Raw genomic sequence first — 16,947 nt, 5'->3', positions numbered from 1 at the left:
AAAAGCGAGATTCAATCTCGCTTTTTATTGTTAGGATTAATCACCAAGTCCGATACGTTCAAAGATATCGTCCACTCGTTTAGTGTAGTATGCAGGGTTGAAGATTTCGTCGATTTCCTCTTGAGTCAGGCGCGATGTCACTTCTGGATCTGCTTCGAGAAGCGGTTTGAAATCTACTTGGTTGTCCCAGGAGTAGGCTGTTTTTGGTTGCACCAAGTCATAGGCTTGCTCACGGGTCATGCCTTTTTCAATCAAGGTCAACATAGCACGTTGGCTAAAGATCAAACCAAACGTAGAATTCATGTTGCGGATCATATTTTCTGGGAAGACCGTCAAGTTCTTAACGATATTTCCAAAACGGTTGAGCATGTAGTCAATCAAAATAGTCGTGTCTGGTGTGATGATACGCTCAGCTGATGAGTGAGAAATATCACGTTCGTGCCAGAGAGCAACATTTTCATAAGCTGTCACCATGTGACCACGAATAACACGCGCAAGACCTGTCATGTTCTCAGAACCGATAGGGTTGCGTTTGTGAGGCATTGCTGAAGAGCCTTTTTGACCTTTGGCAAAGAACTCTTCTACTTCACGTTGTTCAGACTTTTGCAGACCACGGATTTCCGTTGCCATACGTTCGATTGAAGTCGCGATGCTAGCAAGAACTGCAAAGTACTCAGCGTGAAGATCACGAGGAAGGACCTGTGTAGAGATTTCCTGAGCACGGATACCAAGTTTATCGCAGACGTATTTTTCAACGAATGGTGGGATGTTGGCAAAGTTCCCAACCGCACCAGAAATCTTACCAGCTTCCACACCAGCAGCCGCATGCTCGAAACGCTCGATATTACGCTTCATTTCACTGTACCAAGTCGCCAATTTAAGACCAAAGGTTGTCGGCTCAGCGTGCACACCGTGAGTACGACCCATCATGATGGTGAACTTGTGCTCCTTAGCCTTATCAGCGATGATGTTGGTGAAGTTTTCAAGGTCACGACGAATGATGTCGTTGGCCTGCTTGTAAAGATAACCATAGGCAGTATCCACCACGTCAGTAGAAGTCAAGCCATAGTGGACCCACTTGCGCTCTTCACCAAGAGTCTCAGAAACCGCACGTGTGAAGGCAACCACATCGTGACGAGTCTCCTGCTCGATTTCAAGAATACGGTCGATGTCAAAGTCTGCCTTTTCACGAATCAAGGCCACATCTTCCTTAGGAATTTCTCCCAATTCAGCCCATGCCTCGTCAGCCAAGATTTCCACCTCAAGCCAAGCACGGTATTTATTTTCTTCACTCCAAATGTTCGCCATTTCAGGGCGACTATATCTTTCAATCATGTTATTTTACCTCAAAGCTCTTTGTATAATTAATAAGTTCTTCTGTTGTTTCTTTTCTTTCAAATAATTTCCTATCTTTCTGTATAATGTCTTTTTCAAATTTTTCTTCTAAAAATTTATTTAAGATAGCTATTGCCTGTTCAATATAATTACTAAATTCAGTATCATCTTTAACAACTTCTTCTATCTTATGACTTATTTTACTATTAAATTTAGTTATACCTAATTCATCTTTCCCATCACCTAATAAATATTTAATAATCATCATAAGGTGCCATCTAGCTTTAAAATATTTTCTATCATAATTATTTCTGACATAGCGTTCCACTTTATAAAAGGTTAAACCACTACTATAATAAATATTAATATATTTCAAATCACCTTCATTGAATAAGGCATTTCGAGTGTTACGTTCAACTTTACCATATTGACCCGAAACCTCATGTGGAAGATTTAAAAACATTGCTGATGTAGCCTTAATCTGAATAGGAATATTAATTATTTTTGTTTTAGATATATTATCATCTCTATACTGTTCTGTTCTACGTTCATAATATAGACCTACTGAATTACGTTCTTTTTCTTTAGAACGATAATACTCTTCAATATTTTTCTGTATCGGTGCTAAAGCTGCCAGCTGTTCTGGTTTCAAAGTGGTTTGACTATTAGTTGCTTTTATAATTGAATTTTTTGTTTCTTCGTCAGTAGTAGCAATAAATCTGACCGGAAGATAAATTTCATCAGTTTCAGCAATAGACTCTAGAGATTCAAAAATTACATTACTGGTTTGACATCCATTAACAATTTGATAATTGACTAAAGTTAACTCTTCAGAATTAAGTTTTATATCATCTCCAATTATTGTAATTCCGTTATTCAATAATCCAAATAAATAGCTATCCTCCCCAACTAGCTGGTTTTTCATGTTATGATTAACTTCTATTTTTTCATCGGCACCTAAATAATATCTTATGTTATCATCAAAAATTCCACGTCTCAAGACCTTCTTACCGTCTATTTCATCTGATAATAACTTAATAAATTCTTCTAATCTGATCAATCCGTAATATCCATTTTTTATTTTACCACTCATATCTTTCGGGTAAGCAACAGGCGTTTTTGTCATACTTATACTAATTTCTAAGTCAGATTGATTCTTACGATGTAACTCCATTACAGATTTCAAACCCATTATCTTCGGTGAAAGAATTGTGCCAAACAAACTTAATTTTTCTAAGTCACTAACGCCCATTTCAATTGTTTTCAAAATATGTTCATCTTTTAACTTCTCATCTTCATTTGTATCTAAACTGACAAAAAATGTATTTAGTTTTGGATTTTCTTTAAATCTACTTGCCTTAGTGAAAATATATTTTGCAGTTTCCCAAAAAACATCTAATTCCAAAATATCACAACTATCACGATCAAAGTCAAAAAACCTTCTAACTCCCGTAAAGAAATCATTCAGTTCTTGTCTATCTATTTTTTCAGACGTTTTCGTTTGAATAAAATAAAATTCAACATCAAACCGTTTTAAATTTTCAATAACATAATCGACGTCCTCAACACTTTGGACCAGTTTATCAGCTACAAATATGGCTACACCATCAATACCAAATGCCGATCCAGTCTCCATGTCCTCATATGAAACATTAGCGTCATTTCCATATACTGAGACTATGGCATCATTGATATAACTTTCAAATAAAAGATGTTCGTCTTTTCGTTGCTTTTTAGAGATTTCATGTTTATCAGCAAAATCATTAACATAGGATTTAATTATTGGATTTTTTATTTGTTTATTATTATTCATTATTTCCCTCTATCTAATATTTAATTAAAATTCCTCAACCTCATCCGGCACATCACTGAACAACATCACATGCCCCATCTTGCGGTTGTGCTTTGCTTCTATTTTACCATACATATGAAGGTGGGCGCTTGGATTTTCTGTGACATATTTTTCAGCGGCATCGACATGCTGCCCGAGTACATTGAGCATGACGGCTGGAGCATGCAGTTTGATAGCTGGCAATGGGGCTCCGAGAACGCCTAAGATATGGGTATCAAACTGCGAGAAGTCACAGGCTTCGATTGAGTAGTGTCCTGAATTGTGTGGACGCGGGGCAATCTCATTGACGATGATGTCATCAGCAGTCGCAAACATCTCCACGCAGAGCGTTCCAGATAGATTCAGCTGTTCTGCGATTCGAACTGCCATGGTTTTTGCCTTATCTGCTAGACTTTCAGAAATTCGAGCTGGCACAATGGTCTTAGACAGTATGTTGTTACGGTGAATATTTTCCTGAACTGGGAAAACCGTCACATCCTTGCCATTTCCTGACACGATGACAGAAATTTCAAGGTCAAAATTGACGAATTCTTCCAAAACACAGTCTGCTGAGTCGGCTAGTGCACGGGCTTCTTCCAAATCTGCTTCCGAGCGAATGACTTTTTGTCCATGCCCATCGTAGCCACCGGTAGCAGTCTTTAGGACATAGTTTTTGGACAGGTCAATATCTGCCAAATCTTGACTTGAAGTCACAACCTTGTAGGGTGCCACAGTGACTTGTGCCTTGTTGGAAAGGAAGTCCTTTTCAAAGATACGATTTTGAGAAATGCGAAGCAGGTTCGTTCCTTGAGGGAGCTGACCATTCTTGATAACGGCATCCAAACCGTCAGCATCGACATTTTCAAACTCATAGGTAAGGACATCGCAACGCTCAGCCAACTGACGAAGGGCGTTCACATCGTTATAAGGAGCCACGATGATTTTCGCTACACGAGAGGCAGGACAATCCGCCGCAGGATCCAGCGCGATAACCTTGTGCCCCATGTAGATAGCAGAAATGGCCATCATCTGCCCCAGCTGACCGCCACCGATAATTCCGATTGTTTTAGATGAGCTCATTTGTAGACTCCTCTGCGATTTTTCCTTGCTCCTCTGCGAAATCAGCCAAAGCTGTCGCGATAGCCTGATCCTCTACTGACAGGAGACGGAGGGCAAAGAGGGCCGCGTTGGTCGCACCTGCTTCACCGATAGCCATTGTCGCAACAGGCACGCCACCCGGCATCTGTACGATAGAGTAGAGCGAGTCCACGCCACTAAGAGCGCGCGACTTGACAGGTACACCGATGACAGGAAGGGTTGTTTTAGCAGCAACCATACCTGGCAAATGGGCTGCGCCACCTGCACCTGCGATAATGATCTTGATCCCACGGCTACGAGCTTCCTCCGCATGTCTGAACATGAGATCAGGTGTACGGTGGGCAGAGACAACTTTCTTCTCGTAGGCTACACCGAAGCGGTCCAGGACTTCGGCGGTTTTTTGCATGGTTGCCCAGTCGGATTTTGAGCCCATGATAATGGAAATTACTGGTTTCATTTTTAATCCTTTTTCTTCCTTTTTTGATAATGGTCTTAGGTGGTGGGGACGGAAGCAAACCTTCGGTTTCATTCCTAAAATTTGAGCCTAGGATCCCAAAGTTTCCCCCGACCAGAACATTCACTGTTCTGGTCTTTTCACCACGGCGACCATTATCGTATTTGGCGACTTCGTCGCGTTATACTTATATCTTTACTTAATTGCCTTGCTTCCGATATCTGTTCGGAAAAAGAGACCTTCTGTGTTTTGTTGGGATAGTTCTTGGTAGATGGTGTTTTGGGCTTCTTTGACGGTATCTGCTGTGGTGACAAGCATATAGACACGTCCGCCATTTGATAGCAGTGCTCTGCTATTTTCCGCAAACTTAGCCCCTGCATAGTAGGTGATGATATTGCCTTCTGTCTTAGTTGGCAACTCGACACCCTTTGCATAATCTAGCGGGTAGCCCTTGGATGCGACAACCACACCAAGAGTCACACCCTTGTCCGTCCACGTGATGGCTGGTTCTTTACCTTCCAAAATATCTGTGATATTTTGCGCAAAATCAGATGTCAAACGAGGCAAGATAATCTGAGTTTCGGGATCTCCAAAACGAGCATTGAACTCGATAACCTTAGGTCCATCAACTGTCAAGATAAGACCCGCGTAAAGGACACCAAGATACGGACGACCTTCTTTGATCATCCCTTCAAGGACTGGCTTGACAATGGTGTCAACAACTGTGTCAATCACGCTCTGTGGCAAGTGAGGAACTGGCGCATAGGCACCCATCCCACCAGTGTTAGGGCCCTTGTCGCCGTCGTAAGCACGTTTGTGATCCTGAGCCGTCGGCATGATGTAGAACTTGTCCCCATTGACAAAGGCAAAGAGAGAGAACTCTTCTCCGTCAAGGAATTCCTCGATAACCACACGCGCGCCTGAGTCACCGAACTTATTGTCCAAAAGCATCTCATGAGCGGCTTCGACCGCTTGCTCAACCGTTTCAGCTACGACAACACCTTTCCCAAGTGCCAAACCATCTGCCTTGACAACGATAGGAGCGCCTTTCTCCTCTATATAAGCCTTGGCCTCCTCGAAATCTGAAAATGTGCCATAGGCTGCTGTCGGAACGTCATATTTGACCATGATTTCCTTAGCAAAATCCTTGGACCACTCCAGCTCCGCTGCCAATCTTGTTGGACCAAAGGCTTTGAGACCAGCTTGGTTAAAATCATCCACAATTCCAGCAGCAAGGGCATCATCTGGCCCGATGAAGGTCCAAGCAATATCGTTGGCCTTTGCAAACTCAATTAACTTAGAATGTTCGGAAATAGAGATATTTACCAATTCCAGACCATCCAGAGTCATTCCATCATTTCCAGGGGCTACAAAAACTTTTTCAACGTCTTTTGACTCAAGTAACTTCTTGGCAACCGCATGTTCACGACCACCCGAACCGACAACTAACAGCTTCATCTCTTAACCTCTTTTGCGAATTTTTTATAATCATTATACCATAAATGTTCGTTTTAATCTAATTGCACTCTAGCATTTAAACGAAAAAGGGAAAGAAACTGTTTTCCTCCCTTTTGTCTTCTTAATGTCTAAAATGTCTCACGCCTGTGAAGACCATAGTCAAGCCATATTTGTCCGCTGCTTCGATGGACTCTTGGTCACGGACTGAGCCACCCGGCTGGATGATGGCCTTGATACCGGCTTTGGCGATTTCTTCCACGTTATCCGCAAATGGGAAGAAAGCATCTGAAGCAAGAACAGCGCCGTCAAGACGATCTTTAGCTTGGTCAATCGCAATACGAACAGAAGCCACACGGTTGGTTTGACCTGGGCCAACACCAAGTGTCATGTGATCATTGGTCACGATAATACCGTTTGATTTGACGTACTTAATAGCCTTCCAAGCAAACTCAAGAGCAGTCGCTTCTGTCTCAGTTGGTTGGCGTTTGGTCACCACTTGCCAGTCTGCTGGGCTTTCTTTGACCACGTCTTGGTTTTGAACGAGGAGTCCACCGACAACACCTGTGTATTCTGCCTCTACCTCACTAGCATCTTGAGCATCAAATGGCAAGGCAAGGATGCGCAAGTTTTTCTTTTTATTGGTCAAAATGGCTAGCGCTTCATCCGTATAGCTCGGTGCGATGATGATCTCGAGGAAGACACCGTGCATCTTCTCAGCTGTCGCAGCATCCACCTCACGGTTAAGGACGACAATTCCACCAAAGATAGACACTGGGTCAGACTCATAAGCGTAATCCCAAGCAGTTTCGATGTCATCAGCTTGACCGATTCCACATGGGTTCATGTGTTTCAAAGCCACAACAGTCGGACGATCTTTGAAATCACGGATGATACGAATCGCAGCATCAGCGTCACGGATATTGTTAAATGACAATTCCTTACCGTTGAGCTGTTTCGCTGAAGCAATCGAATAGTCAGTCGGCAAGGCTTTTTGGTAGAAGTCCGCATCCTGTTGAGGATTTTCCCCATAGCGCATGGCTTGTTTGAGGTCATAAGTCAAAGTAAGTTTTTCAGGTTTGCTTTCGCCCACTTGAGCTGTGAAGTATTCTGCAATCAAGGCGTCATAAGCCGCTGTGTGACGGAAAACCTTAGCCGCCAAACGTTGGCGCGTTTCGTAAGTCGTTTTACCATTGGCTAACAACTCGTCCAAAACCACAGCGTAGTCAGTAGGGTCTACCACAACCGTCACGCTGGCATGGTTTTTAGCTGCTGAACGAAGCATAGATGGCCCACCGATATCGATATTTTCCACCGCATCAGCGTACGTCACATCTGGTTTGAGAATCGTTTCCTTGAAAGGATAAAGATTGACAACTACAAGGTCGATGAGCTCGATCTTATTGTCCTTAGCCGCCTCAAGGTGGCTATCGAGATCACGACGAGCCAAGAGCCCACCATGAATATTTGGATGGAGAGTCTTAACACGACCGTCCATCATTTCTGGGAAACCAGTCACATCATCGATGGCAACCGTGTCCACCCCAGCATTGTCAAGGACAACCTTGGTCCCACCTGTTGAGATAATGTCCCAACCAAGTTTTTTTAGTTCTTGGGCAAATTCAACAATGCCCGCTTTGTCTGAGACGCTGATTAAGGCGCGTTTAGTCATGTTTTTTCCTTTCATTTACTTATCCAACAATTCTCTAATAACCTCTAGATACAACTTGTACTCCGCTTCATGAATGCGAGCTTCAAAGCTTTCGATAGTATCATCAGCCAGCCTTGGCACACGAACTTGTTTGATGACCTTGCCTGTATCCACACCAGAGTCCACCCAGTGAATGGTCACGCCGCTCTCAGCAACACCAGCATTCCAAGCGTCCTCAATCCCATGAGCTCCTGGAAATTCTGGTAGGTAGGCTGGATGGATGTTGATGATTCGACCTTCATAAGCTGCCAATAAGGTTGGCCCAACGATTTTCATATAGCCGGCGAGGCAAACCAAGTCAATCTGGTGTTCTTCCAAGAGTTCGACAAGGGCTGCTTCGTAGTCTGCCTTGTTCTCAAACTCCTTGAGTTCAAAAGCATAAGACAGGACTCCGAGCTTGTCTGCCCGCTCGAGCACATAGGCGTCACGATGGTCTGAAAAGACAAACTCCACCGGAAACTCTTCGGCAATCACCTGAAAATTTGAGCCATTACCAGAGGCAAAAACCGCTATTTTTTTCATTTGATAATGACACTTTCGTTTTCTTTCTTGACGATGCGACCAATTTCATAGACTGGTTCATCCAACAATTCCTTGACACGACCTACATTTTCAGGGCTAACTGCCAGCATGAGTCCCACACCCATATTGAAGATTTCAAACATTTCTTCATGCTTTATTTCACCGTATTTTTCAAGAGCCTTGAAAATCGGAAGCACTGGAACTTTGCTTTCCTCAATCTCCGCAGCTAGGTCAGCCGCAAACATACGAGGGACATTCTCGATAAATCCACCACCTGTGATATGGGCAATACCGTTGACCAACTCTTCCTTGATGAGTGGTAAGACAGCCTTGACATAGATACGAGTCGGCTCAAGAAGGACTTCTTTGAGTTTCTTGCCTTCCAATTCTGGCAAGACTTCCTCACCTGTGTAGTCGGCAAAAACACGACGCACGAGTGAGTAACCATTCGAGTGAATCCCACTTGACGCAAGTCCGAGAAGGACATCACCTTCAGCTACTTTTGAACCGTCTATGATTTGAGATTTTTCAGCCACACCGACTGCAAAACCAGCCAAGTCGTAGTCATCTTCGCCGTACATACCAGGCATCTCAGCCGTTTCTCCACCGATGAGGGCTGCGCCTGCCTGCACACAACCTTCTGCTACACCAGCAACGACTTGTTCTAGTTTAGCTGGTTCATTCTTTCCAGTCGCGACGTAGTCAAGGAAGTAAAGAGGCTCCGCACCTGCAGCGATGATGTCATTAACACACATGGCCACACAGTCCTGACCGATAGTATCGTGCTTATCGTATTTGATAGCCAGCATGAGCTTGGTTCCGACACCGTCAGTCCCTGAGATCAAGACCGGCTCTTTGACACCTGTTTTTGAAAGGTCAAACATACCACCAAAGCCACCCAAAGCTCCCATAACACCTGCACGCTCCGTACGAGCCACGTGCTTTTTGATCCGTTCAACAACTTCATAACCCGCTTCAACATCCACACCAGACTGCGCATAAGCATTTTTATTTGTCATCTTTGTCTCCTCTTCCTTTCCTTTAATGGGGAGTCTTTATCCGTCTATTTGTAAAAACTGGTCTTTTCTTCCAAACTTCTACGATAGTCTTCTTCATAGTCGTAGAGAGGAGTTGGGTAGTCGCCGTCAAAGTAAGCGACACAGAGACCACCGTTTGGCGCATCTGTTTCAATCCCGATAGAATCAATCAAGCCATCAATCGAAAGATAGGTCAGGCTATCCGCACCAATTATTTGGCGAGTTTCTTCGACCGTATGATTGGCCGCAATCAACTCCTGACGCGTCTGGATATCAATTCCGTAGAAACATGGATAAGCCAGCGCTGGACTACCAATGGCAACGTGAACCTCAGACGCACCTGCTTCTTTCAAAAGCTGAACGATACGGCGAGAGGTTGTCCCGCGGACAATTGAATCATCCACCATAACCACACGTTTGCCTTTGACAACACCTGAAACAGCAGACAGTTTCATCCGCACCCCTTGCTCCCGCAATTCTTGAGTCGGTTGGATAAAGGTACGTTGGGTGTATTGGTTTTTGATTAATCCCATTTCATTTGGCAGGCCTGATTCTTCTGCAAATCCCATAGCTGCGCTGAGCGAGGAATTTGGCACACCGACCACAATATCTGCTTCGTGCTTGAACTCACGCGCCAATTGCGCTCCCATACGTTTGCGAGCGGTATGAACGTTGACACCATGGATATTAGAGTCAGGACGAGCAAAATAGATATACTCCATAGAGCAAATCGCCAACTGGGTATCATTCGTATAGCTATCGTACTGAATCCCATTGTCATCCACGATTACAATCTCTCCTGGTTTCACATCACGAATCCACTCAGCACCAATGACTTCAAAAGCACAAGTTTCAGAGGAAACAACAACTGCTCCATTGGCCATTTTCCCGATAGAAAGCGGACGGAAGCCATTAGGGTCAAGGGCCGCAACCAACTTGTCCTCAAATAGCAGGATATAAGCAAAGCCACCTTTGACGAGACTGAGTGCTTCCTTGATTTTACCCATCAAGTTCGGATTGTGACTCCGACGAATGAGGTGAGCCAAGATTTCCGAGTCCGAAGTTGAACTGAAAATAGCGCCACTTTGTTCCAATTCTTTCTTGAGCGATTCGGCATTGGTCAGATTTCCATTGTGAGCAAGTCCAAACTGCATATCATGAAAGCGAAAAAGGAAGGGCTGGATATTATCTACAGAAGCTTCTCCAGCCGTCGCATAACGAACATGCCCAATCGCGCTCGTGCCAGTCAATTTATCCAAATTAGCTGGATTTTTGAAGACTTCTGATAAAAGCCCCATATCACGATGGCGCTTCAATTGCCCCTGATCATTGGAGAGGATTCCTGCCCCCTCCTGACCACGGTGCTGAAGACTATGGAGACCAAAATAGGTCAATTTTGCAGCATCTGGATGTCCCCAGATACCGAAAACACCGCATTCTTCATTAAGAGATTTTACTTCGTATGTCATTTTTTATACCTTTTATTTCCCTGTGAAATAACGCACAGCTGACGCGAACAGGTGCTGGTCTTTATTTCCTGGGATGTTTTGGAAAAGACCATCTTCATAACGTTCTGAATGGCCCATCTTACCAATGATTTGACCGTTCTTGCTGGTAATTCCTTCGATGGCATTAACAGAACCATTTGGATTGTACTTAGAGTCCATACTTGGTTTGCCATCAAAGTCAACGTATTGGCTGAAAATTTGTCCATTGTCACGGAGCTCCGCGAATTCCTCAGCCGTCACGACAAACTTTCCTTCACCGTGCGATACTGGGATGGCATGGATATCGCCCACTTGCACTCCAGCTAACCATGGTGAGTTGGTATTGGCAATCCGAGTTTCCACCATCTTGGCCACGTGTTGGTTGGCATCATTGTAGAAGAGGGTTGGACTAGTACCGCTGGCATCCTCGAAGTTCCCGTATGGAAGAAGACCTGATTTGACCAAGGCTTGGAATCCATTACAGATACCGATAATCAAGCCACCACGAGCGATAAAGCTATCAATGGCTGCACGCACTTTTTCATTAAGAAGGATATTGACAATAAACTTAGCTGATCCATCTGGTTCGTCCGCAGCTGAGAAGCCACCTGCAAAGAAGAGAATGTTGGCCTTGTCGATATTGTCAACCATGGTTTCAACTGACTTGACAATGGCTTCTTCATTCAAGGTTACAAATGGCACCAAGTTAACCTCTGCACCTTCTTTTTCAAATGCCTTTGCTGAATCATATTCTGAGTTGGTTCCTGGGAAGACTGGGATGTAAACCACAGGTTTTTCAATGGTTTCTTTAGCTTTGATAATTTCGTTAGAATCGACAGCTGGAACTTCTGCTAGTTCTTTAGATTGGGCAAATTCTGTTGGGTAAACTTCTTCCAGTTTGCCTTGGAAGGCACTGTCAAGTTTGTGTCCATCTAACTTCACACCGTTGACAAGGAGTGTAAAGTCTGCTTTCGTTTGACCAATCTTCTCCACTCCAGCAATTTCTTGAGGAGATGTGAAGACAAATCCACCCAATTGAGCTGTCAAAGCTGTTTCAAGTTCAGGCAAGGTCACCTCTGCACCGATATGGTTCCCAAAGGTAGCAAGAGCCAAGCTTTCAACGACACCACCATATTTAACAGCTGATGCAGATGTTACTTTGTGGTCAGCTAGGATGGCTTCAAACTGAGCAAAGTTAGACTTAATCAAGTCAAAATTAATCTCTGCAGAGAGGGCTTGACCTGGGATGTAGTAGATGTTTTCACCAACAGCTTTGAACTCAGGAGAGAGCACCTTACGGCTATCTGCTGTTGTCACCCCAAAGGCAACCAGGGTTGGTGGTACGGTTAATTCTTCAAAAGTACCAGACATAGAGTCCTTACCACCGATAGATGGCAAGCCAAGCTGGATTTGTGCTTCGATAGAACCTAGAAGAGCCGCTACCGGCTGACCAAAACGCTCTGCTTGTTTATCCATGCGCTCGAAATACTCTTGGTAAGAGAATCGAGCCTTGGACCAGTTTGCACCAGCAGCCACTAAACGAGCAGTTGCTTCGATAACCGCATAAGCAGCGCCATGATATGGAGACCATTCTGCAACATAAGGGTTAAAACCTTGGGCCATGACTGACGCAGTGTGAGTTACACCGTGCTGAACTGGCAATTTCTGCACAGATGCCTCAGTTGGTGTGAGTTGGTAGCGACCACCAAGTGGGTGATTGACCGTTGAACGACCGACCGAACAGTCAAAGATAGTTTGTAAACCTTTTTGACTCGCATGGTTGAGGTCAGACAATACCGCAAAGGTATCTGATTCAAGCGTGTCAACGCTTGTTGTTCGTTCTTCTGGAAGCTTGACAGCCTTGTCTACCACCTTTGCATCAACGACTACGCGCACACCGTTTGTATCCAGGAAACGACGTTCCAAGTTGACAATGATTTCGCCATTCCAGTGCATGACAAGATTTGGTTTTTCAGTCACTGTTGCCACAACAACCGCGTCAATATTTTCTTTATTACATGCTGCAACGAAGGCATCTACGTCTTCAGGACGCACCACAACTGCCATCCGTTCCTGTGATTCAGAAATGGCAATTTCTGTACCGTTCAAACCTTGGTATTTAAGAGGAACCTTGTTGAGGTCGATTTCAAGACCATCTGCCAATTCACCGATAGCCACACAGACACCACCTGCTCCAAAGTCGTTGGATTTCTTGATGAGACGAGTGACATCGCCATTACGGAAAAGGCGTTGAATCTTGCGCTCTTCGATGGCATTCCCTTTTTGAACCTCAGCACCAGCAGTCTCTACAGACTCAACTGTTTGAACCTTAGAAGAACCTGTTGCACCACCGACACCATCACGACCAGTTTTACCACCGAGAAGGATAACCACATCGCCCGCTTCCGGTTTTTCACGGACAACGTTGCCCTTGGGAGCAGCACCAACAACGGCACCAAGCTCCATGCGTTTGGCTACAAAGCCTGGGTGGAAGTATTCACGAACGTAAGTCGTCGCCAGACCAATTTGGTTACCATACGAAGAATAACCATGAGCCGCTGTTTTCGAAATGACTTGTTGTGGCAATTTCCCAGCGCGAGTTTCCGAAATCGGAGCTGTAATATCACCAGCGCCTGAGATACGCATAGCTTGGTAAACGTATGAACGTCCTGACAATGGGTCACGAATAGCTCCACCGATACAAGTAGCCGCCCCACCAAATGGTTCGATTTCCGTTGGGTGGTTGTGAGTTTCGTTCTTAAACATGAGAAGCCATGGTTCTTTCACACCATCAACGTCCACTTCGATTTCGACCGAGCAAGCATTGATTTCGTCAGACACTTCCATATCGTCCAAACGACCATTAGCACGCTCATAACGACCAAAAATAGTCGCCATATCCATCAAGGTTTGTGGCTTTTCAGACCGACCTAGTTCATCACGCATGGCAATATACTTGTCATAAGTCGCCTGCAATTGCTTTTGGAATTTAGAAGCTGAGAAATCAATCTGTTTCAACTCTGTCTCAAAAGTCGTGTGACGGCAGTGGTCAGACCAGTAAGTGTCCAAAACCTTGAGCTCTGTCTCCGTTGGTACGCGCCCGATTGACTTGAAGTAGTCTTGGATAAAGAGCAGATCATCAACTTCCATGGCCATCCCTTGCTCGGCCTTGTAGTGGGCAAAGTCTTCTGCCGTATAGTTTTCAAAGCAAGTCAATTTTGGAATAGTCTTGTCTGACTCTGAAAATTCCTGCTTGGCAATCCCAGTAGTGATGTCCTTGAAACGAGAATCCACTGGGTTGAGCAGGTAGTTCTTGACCGCTTCCAACTCAGTCGCATCAATATCTTTATTAACCAGATAAAGTTGGGCTGTGTTGACTGTCACATCACTCGAACTCCCCAGCAAAAGCAAGGCTTCCTGTGACGAAGCTGCACGCTGGTCAAATTGCCCTGGCAAGCTTTCAATGGCAAAGAAAGCATAGTTAGCAAGATCCGCTTGCACAGCTGATTCATCCAAGACATGATCCGTCACCTGCTCAGAGAAGATGTGTTTTCCCGCAGGTGCAAACAAGTCCTCTGCCAAATCAAAGACATCATAAACCTGCACAATGCGAATACTTTTCAAAGTTGACAATCCCAAGTTATGCTGGAGTTCTCTTACCAAACTCTCTGACTTGACCTGAAAATCAGCCTTTTTCTCAACAAAAATACGTTTATCCATAAATTTATTCCTTTATTTCAGCTCTTGCAATGTTCCCAAACAGCCTTGAGAGTCTTGCAAACAGATTATTTCAAACCCTGCAACTTTTCCCAGACAATCTCGTAAACATCCGTCAATTCACCCAAGCCACGACGGAAAACATCCTTGTCCATGTGGTTGCCATCTGCATCCCACAAACGGCAGTTATCGGGTGAAAACTCGTCTGCCAAGATAATCTTGCCATCCTTGTCAAAACCGAACTCTAGCTTAAAGTCAATCAATTTAAGACCAATCTCAGCAAACCAAGCCTTCAAGAGCTCATTGATACGACGGGTTTCTTCCTTCAAGTAAGCAATCTGCTGGTCATCCGCAATTTTAAGGAATTTCACATGCTCGTCATTGATAAAGGGATCATCCAAATCATCATTTTTATAGTAAAATTCGACAATTGGAGTTTCCAAAGCGATACCTTCATCTACACCAAAACGTTTTGAAAAGGAACCAGCCGTGTAGTTGCGGAGCACAACTTCCAAAGGAATGATCTCCACCTTTTTATTGAGTTGTTCCGTATCTGAAAGCTTCTCCACAAAATGAGTCGCTACACCAGCAGCATTCAACTTTTCAAAAATAAAAGATGAAATCTGATTATTCAAGACTCCCTTGCCCGCAATCTGCTCCTTCTTGACACCGTTGAAGGCAGTCGCCTGATCCTTGTAAGTTGAAATAATAAGATTTTCATCCTCAGTTGTATAGATATCCTTAGCTTTTCCCGAATAGATTAGTTGTTTTGACATTTTAAAGTTCGCCTTTCGTTTTACTTGAGCACATTCTACCACAAAAGCATGAAAAATTCAAGATTTTTACGAATAAATAACGTTTTTCCATTTTAAGCATAAAGAAAAACTGCAAGATAAGCTCTTCTTACAGTTTTAAAATCATTTATCCTTTGAAAAACACGAATATTATTCTTTATTCAAAAATTGATCCCAAAAATAACGGAGATAGCTTTTCTTTCCTGTAATCATCTGCAGGCGGCCTTCTAAACCATAACGAAGTGTTTCAGCCTGCTCCGAAGTTAGATATGTCTCCGCCTCAATTTTAAAGAAATTTCCTTTTTCAGTCTTTGTAGCTGTCGCATCAATACTTGTAATCGTGGAATCCAGGAAAATTTGATTCTTCGCATCATTAGTCGTAGTATAACGGACAGAGTCCCCAATCTTGACTCTAGCAACATCTTTTGAACTGAGATAGGCTGTGAGTTTGGTTTTTCCTTCTTTTTCCAAGGATGGGTAGAGTTGGGCTAGCAGGGTTCCTTCTGCGACCATCGTAGATTCACCAGTCTCAGGATTGAGGTGAAGCACCCCATCCTCACTTGCTATAATCTTCCCTTTATCTAGGAGACCTCCCTGTACCTTCTTACCTGACTCCGCCTCCAAAATTTTCTGATCTAGAAGAGTCAATTCCTGACCAACCTTTGCCAAGTGTTGTGATTTGAGGGATTCTAATTGATTGCTTAAACCAGACGCATAGGCTTGCTGGGCACCAGAACCCGCATACTGTACACGATACGTAGCCAGACTAGACTCTAACTGAGAAAGCTGCGCTTCAACCTGCGCAACAGCTTGAACTTTAGCTTGGGGATTTTCCTCACCCTGAGACTTATAGGACTGGTAGAGAGAATAGGCTAGATTCTGACTATCCAATTGATCTCCTTTTTCAATCGCTGACTTAGCCGTTTTGTAGTCTCGGATTTTAGCCTCTGTTTGACTGATGAGGTTCCCGATTTCATCTTGGGTTTGACTAGCTGCTGCATTCTGGGACGCGATGGTCTCATTTTGCTGAGAAACATTGCTCCTGATACCATTCGCTTGGCTGAGATAATCTCGAAACATCTCCTGGTAACCAAACTTATCCACCTCTGGAAATTGATCACTCCCCTCTTTCAAACTGGATTGCAAATATCCCAACTGCTTTTTTTGATCCTTTAGCATCTCCAATTGACTGGCATATGCCTCAACCTGGACAGCCTCCGCCCCTTGCTGGTACTGAACGAGCAGATCTCCTTGCTTGACCAGTTTGTTTTCTTCCAGATAATTGGCCACAATGCGTTGATTGCTAGTCGACTGGATGTTGGCAATGATCCGACTAGGTTCGACAGTCGCTCTGGTAGACAAACTAATCTCTTTCTCTGCAAAAACTGCAAAGACAAGTAAAAACACGAGCAGAAGGGACATGGGTACAATCACCCGGCTGGAAAAATTATGGTAACGACGATTATAAAACTCCGCACTTTCTAAAAATTCTGGTTTCATCCTCTC

Annotated in this window: 12 protein-coding genes; all 12 read right to left on the bottom strand. The window is 44.0% G+C overall.

Going from position 1 to position 16,947, the window contains the following annotated elements:
- Nucleotides 1–36: 36 nt before the first annotated feature.
- Nucleotides 37–1,335 (bottom strand): adenylosuccinate lyase, encoded by a 1,299-nt coding sequence (purB, locus tag ACVX3R_RS09425; protein ID WP_458794992.1) that lies wholly within the window; start codon nt 1,333–1,335, stop codon nt 37–39.
- A gap of 1 nt (nt 1,336) precedes the next feature.
- Entirely contained in the window at nt 1,337–3,148 is a 1,812-nt protein-coding gene (locus ACVX3R_RS09420) for an AIPR family protein (protein ID WP_458794991.1), read from the bottom strand.
- A gap of 24 nt (nt 3,149–3,172) precedes the next feature.
- Entirely contained in the window at nt 3,173–4,246 is a 1,074-nt protein-coding gene (purK, locus tag ACVX3R_RS09415; RefSeq protein WP_458794990.1) for a 5-(carboxyamino)imidazole ribonucleotide synthase, read from the bottom strand.
- Complete coding sequence (gene purE, locus ACVX3R_RS09410) at nt 4,233–4,721, bottom strand: 5-(carboxyamino)imidazole ribonucleotide mutase (RefSeq protein WP_458794989.1); 489 nt, start codon at nt 4,719–4,721, stop codon at nt 4,233–4,235. Before purE ends, purK begins: the two co-directional genes overlap by 14 nt.
- A gap of 192 nt (nt 4,722–4,913) precedes the next feature.
- Entirely contained in the window at nt 4,914–6,176 is a 1,263-nt protein-coding gene (gene purD, locus ACVX3R_RS09405) for a phosphoribosylamine--glycine ligase (RefSeq protein WP_458794988.1), read from the bottom strand.
- 121 nt (nt 6,177–6,297) lie between these two features.
- Nucleotides 6,298–7,845, bottom strand: coding sequence for a bifunctional phosphoribosylaminoimidazolecarboxamide formyltransferase/IMP cyclohydrolase (gene purH / locus ACVX3R_RS09400; protein ID WP_458794987.1), 1,548 nt, complete (start codon nt 7,843–7,845; stop codon nt 6,298–6,300).
- A 15-nt stretch (nt 7,846–7,860) separates the two neighbouring features.
- Entirely contained in the window at nt 7,861–8,406 is a 546-nt protein-coding gene (gene purN / locus ACVX3R_RS09395; RefSeq protein WP_458794986.1) for a phosphoribosylglycinamide formyltransferase, read from the bottom strand.
- Nucleotides 8,403–9,425 (bottom strand): phosphoribosylformylglycinamidine cyclo-ligase, encoded by a 1,023-nt coding sequence (gene purM / locus ACVX3R_RS09390; RefSeq protein WP_248026219.1) that lies wholly within the window; start codon nt 9,423–9,425, stop codon nt 8,403–8,405. Before purM ends, purN begins: the two co-directional genes overlap by 4 nt.
- Before the next feature lie 44 nt (nt 9,426–9,469).
- Nucleotides 9,470–10,912 (bottom strand): amidophosphoribosyltransferase, encoded by a 1,443-nt coding sequence (gene purF / locus ACVX3R_RS09385; RefSeq protein ID WP_270748515.1) that lies wholly within the window; start codon nt 10,910–10,912, stop codon nt 9,470–9,472.
- A 12-nt stretch (nt 10,913–10,924) separates the two neighbouring features.
- Entirely contained in the window at nt 10,925–14,650 is a 3,726-nt protein-coding gene (locus tag ACVX3R_RS09380; protein ID WP_458794985.1) for a phosphoribosylformylglycinamidine synthase, read from the bottom strand.
- Nucleotides 14,651–14,715: 65 nt separating this feature from the next.
- Complete coding sequence (purC, locus tag ACVX3R_RS09375) at nt 14,716–15,423, bottom strand: phosphoribosylaminoimidazolesuccinocarboxamide synthase (protein WP_458794984.1); 708 nt, start codon at nt 15,421–15,423, stop codon at nt 14,716–14,718.
- Nucleotides 15,424–15,591: 168 nt separating this feature from the next.
- Nucleotides 15,592–16,941, bottom strand: a complete 1,350-nt coding sequence (gene comB, locus ACVX3R_RS09370; protein WP_458794983.1) for a competence pheromone export protein ComB — start codon at nt 16,939–16,941, stop codon at nt 15,592–15,594.
- Between the last annotated feature and the right edge of the window lie 6 nt (nt 16,942–16,947).

Source organism: Streptococcus sp. 517s, assembly GCF_054445985.1.
Note: the sequence above shows the minus strand (reverse complement) of the source record. Positions and strands in the feature narration are given on the sequence as shown.